The following is a 3,747-nucleotide window of genomic DNA, read 5'->3' as shown; positions in this document are numbered from 1 at the left end:
CCCGGTTTCGCCCGGCTCTGAGGGCCGACCGCCAGGGCCAGGCGCCCGCGCGAGGCTTCCGGTTTCCCGTCGTCCTCCCGCGTCCTCGGCGTTGCCCCCGAGGGCGGCTCCCGTTTCCGGCGTGAGTGCATTTCTACTCCTGCGCCGGGGCGCGGCGCAAGCGCCCGAGGGCCGATTATTGAGAGTTTTTTCGTTATCCACAGCGAAGCCGGCGGTTATCCGCACAGGAGTGCAGTTATCCACCGGTTTGTGCACAGCCTTTCCACAGGTGATCGCCTAACGGCCGCCCGCCGCCCGCGTCGTCTCAGTTGTGAGATGGCCAGACCGGCCCGCCAGGTGTAATGCTGGACACGTCGATGACGACCGCGAGCGAGGAGGAAGGGATGACAGTGACAGGGCTCGGCCAAAAGCCACACAGTGGTCATCCTGGTGATGAGCCGACGCCGGCGGAGGCGCTCCGCCTGTATGAGACGATGCTGCTGATCCGCCGCGTCGAGGAGCGGCTGCGAGACGACAGCGCCGCGGGCAAGCTGCCCGGCGCCGTCCACCTGTACATCGGCGAGGAGGCGGTCGCGACCGGCGTGTGCGCGCACCTGTCCGACCGCGACTACGCCACCTCCACCCATCGCGGCCACGGCCACTTCCTCGCCAAGGGCGGCGACGTCAACGCGATGATGGCCGAGATCTGGGCCAAACAGGAGGGGATCTGCCGCGGCATGGGCGGCTCCATGCACGTGGCCGACATCTCCAAGGGGATCCTCGGGGCCAACGGGATCGTGGGCGCCGGGCTGTCGATCGCCACGGGCGCGGCCTTCGGCGCCAAGCTCGACGCGGACGGCAAGGTGTCGGTCTGCTTCTTCGGCGACGGCGCCTCCAACCAGGGCGCGCTGATGGAGACCCTGAACATCTCGACGCTCTGGCAGCTCCCCGTGATCTTCGTCTGCGAGAACAACGGGTTCTCCGAGTTCACGCCGTCGGCCGAGGTGACGGCCGGCCGCATCGCCGACCGGGCCCGCGCGTTCGGGATGCCGGCCGCCGAGGCCGACGGCAACGACGTGACCGACGTCTGGCGGGCAGCCGGCGAGGCGGTCCGCCGTGCCCGCGACGGCGGCGGCCCGTCGTTCATCGAGGCGCGCACCTACCGCATCCAGGGCCATTTCGAGTTCGAGTCCGTCGTGCTCAGCGGAGGCCGGTACCGGGCCGAGGCGGAGATCGAGAGCTGGCGGCTGGACAGGGACCCGATCGCGCGCTTCCGCGCGAGGCTCCTCGCAGCAAAGACCGCGCAGGCGGCCGATCTCGACCGGATCGAGGCCGCCGTAGCCGAGCGCGTCAACGACGCCGTGGCCTACGCAGAGGCCGGCCAGCCCGCCGACCCCGAACTCGCCGGGACACTGATGTACGCACCAGAGCCGGCTGGTCTGCGCCAACAGCAAAAAGGAGCGTGACGCCATGGCCCGCACCCGTCTCATCCAGGCCATCCACGACGCCGTCGTCGAGGAGATGGCGCGCGACCCTAAGGTCATCGTCTACGGCGAGGACGTCGAACTGTCGATCGTCGGCGACCTGCGCGGGGTCCACGAGCAGTTCGGCCACGACCGGATCCGCAACACCCCGATCTGCGAGACCACGCTGACCGGCATGGCGGTCGGCCTCGCCTCGGCCGGCTACCACGTGGTCGTGCAGATGATGTTCTCCAACTTCCTGTACACCGGCATGGACGCGATCGGGAACCAGATGTCCAAGCTCCGCCTCATGACCGGCGGCCAGATGGAGCTCCCGATCACGATCATCGCCACGATCGGCGGGGGCTCGTCCAACGCGGCGCAGCACTCCGACACCTCCTACCCGATGCTGATGAACCTCGGCGGGGTGAACGTCGCCGTCCCGGCCACGTCCGCCGACGCGAAGGGCCTGACGAAGACGGCGATCCGCAGCAGGAACCCGTGCTTCCTTCTCGAGCCGAACGGCCGTGGCGGCGAGCTCGGCGAGGTGCCCGACGGCGAGTACCTCGTGCCGTTCGGGAAGGCCGCCGTGCGCCGCGAGGGCAGCGACGCGACCGTCGTCGCCATCGGGCGGATGCTGAAGCCCGCGCTGGCCGCGGCAGAAACGCTGGAGACCGAGGGCGTGCGGGTCGAGGTCATCGACCCCCGCACCCTGGTGCCGTTCGACGAGGACGGCGTGCTCGCCTCCGTCGCCAAGACCGGCCACCTCGTCATCGTGGACGAGGCCCGCGAGTGCTGCTCGGCGGCCAGCCAGATCGCCGCCGTGGTGGCGGACAAGGGCTTTTCCGACCTGCGGGGCCCGATCCGCCGCGTCACCACGCCGAACGTCGCGATCCCCTACGCCCCCAACGCCGAGGCGCACGTGATCCCCGGCGAGGCCCGCATCGCCGCGGCCGTCCGCAAGCTGCTCGGCCGCACGGAGAACCGCAGGCAGGGGGTGCCCGCGTGACGATGCGCGTGCGGGTCAAGCTGCCCAAGATCGGGATGACGATGGAGGAGGCGACGATCGTGCGGTTCTGCAAGCAGCCGGGCGAGGCGTTCCGCAGGGGCGACCCCCTGTACGAGATCGAGACCGAGAAGATCAGCCAGGAGGTCGAGGCCACCGGGGACGGCGTCATGGTCGAGCACGCCGTTCCCGAGGGCAGTGATGTCCGGGTCGGCGCGCTTGTGTGCGTCGTCGAGACCGACGGAATGCCGGGCTGACCGCGATGTCGCCGCCACGGCTGGGGGAGCTGTTCCACATCGGCTGGGTCGTGCGCGACTGCGCCGCCGCGCAGGAGGAGCTGCGCACCCGGCTTGGCGCGGGCCCGTTCCTGAGCATGGGCGAGGAGACGCGCTTCGACCAGGTGCTCGTGCACGGCAAGCCGGTGCCGGTCTCGCTGAAGATCGCCTTCTGCGCGCTCGGTGGCGTGGTCGTCGAGCTGCTGCAGCCCCTGGACGACCGTTCCCCGCACGCGGCGTTCCTGGCCGAGCGGGGCGAGGGCATGCACCATCTCGCGTTCGTCGTGCCCGACTTCGACGAGCAGCTCGCGGCGGCGCGCGCGGACAACCCGGAGCTGCCCCTGCTGATCGACGGCACCGGACCGGGAAACCCGTTCCGGTGGGTCTACCTCGACGCGGGCAACGCCCGGGGGACGGTGACCGAGCTGTGGGAGCGCACACCCGTGTCCGAGGCACTGTACGCCAGCGTCCGCGGGGTGCTCGGATGAGCGCGTAACCGGCGAGAGCCGCCCCGGTCCGTTCGGGATAATGAAGATTTTTCCGAACGAACAGTGGCGTCTGTTTCCCGGCATGGGAGCGCGCTAGTAGTCTCAATGAGACTAGCTAGCGTTCTGGAGCCCTGCCATGTCTGCCGAGACCGTGCGCGACCACACCGGGACCGCGCGGCCCGGCATGCCTGCCCGGGCACGGGTGCTGCACCCGGTCGTCGGGGTGCTCGATGACGGGACGCCCTACTACGCCCCGGTCGGTGAGGTCATCGCCGACGGCTCCCGGGTGATCTGTCACCTGTGCGGGCGGGCGCTGCGTTCGGTCGTGGCCCACCTGCCGTCGCATGGCTGGACGAAGGAGCAGTACTGCGCGGCGTTCGGCCTGGAGCGGGGCCAGTCGCTTGAAGGGTCGGAGACGCACGAGCTGCGGGCCGCCCTGTTCACGGCCAGGCTGGCGGTCGAGCCGGCGATCCGCGACGGCGCCGCCGCGGGCAGGCAGCGTGCGCGCGCCGGCGAGCTGGCCAAGGCGGCCGCCG

General features: G+C 70.5%; 5 protein-coding genes. All 5 read left to right on the top strand.

Annotated features, from left to right (window positions below):
- Window positions 1–383: 383 nt before the first annotated feature.
- A complete protein-coding gene (locus Q1N79_RS03450) occupies window positions 384–1,445 on the top strand; it encodes a thiamine pyrophosphate-dependent dehydrogenase E1 component subunit alpha (protein ID WP_300604226.1) in 1,062 nt (353 codons plus the stop codon).
- Between the two features lie 4 nt (window positions 1,446–1,449).
- Window positions 1,450–2,451 (top strand): transketolase C-terminal domain-containing protein, encoded by a 1,002-nt coding sequence (locus Q1N79_RS03445; RefSeq protein WP_300604223.1) that lies wholly within the window; start codon window positions 1,450–1,452, stop codon window positions 2,449–2,451.
- Window positions 2,452–2,453: 2 nt separating this feature from the next.
- Complete coding sequence (locus Q1N79_RS03440; protein WP_300604228.1) at window positions 2,454–2,705, top strand: lipoyl domain-containing protein; 252 nt, start codon at window positions 2,454–2,456, stop codon at window positions 2,703–2,705.
- Window positions 2,706–2,710: 5 nt separating this feature from the next.
- Window positions 2,711–3,211: a VOC family protein gene (locus Q1N79_RS03435; protein ID WP_300604221.1), complete on the top strand. Its 501-nt coding sequence runs from the start codon at window positions 2,711–2,713 to the stop codon at window positions 3,209–3,211.
- A 136-nt stretch (window positions 3,212–3,347) separates the two neighbouring features.
- The coding region (locus Q1N79_RS03430; protein WP_300604219.1) for a MucR family transcriptional regulator at window positions 3,348–3,747 on the top strand (400 nt) is incomplete at its 3' end.

The organism is Trebonia sp., assembly GCF_030042015.1.
In the GTDB taxonomy this organism is placed as follows: Bacteria; Actinomycetota; Actinomycetes; order Streptosporangiales; family Streptosporangiaceae; genus Trebonia.
The sequence above is the reverse complement of the archived record's forward strand: the minus strand, read 5'-3'. Positions and strand labels throughout refer to the sequence as shown.

Coding starts and splice junctions, on each gene's coding strand:
- Q1N79_RS03450 (WP_300604226.1), top strand. CDS start 384: ATGACAGTGACAGGGCTCGGCCAAAAGCCACACAGTGGTCATCCTGGT.
- Q1N79_RS03445 (WP_300604223.1), top strand. CDS start 1,450: ATGGCCCGCACCCGTCTCATCCAGGCCATCCACGACGCCGTCGTCGAG.
- Q1N79_RS03440 (WP_300604228.1), top strand. CDS start 2,454: ATGCGCGTGCGGGTCAAGCTGCCCAAGATCGGGATGACGATGGAGGAG.
- Q1N79_RS03435 (WP_300604221.1), top strand. CDS start 2,711: ATGTCGCCGCCACGGCTGGGGGAGCTGTTCCACATCGGCTGGGTCGTG.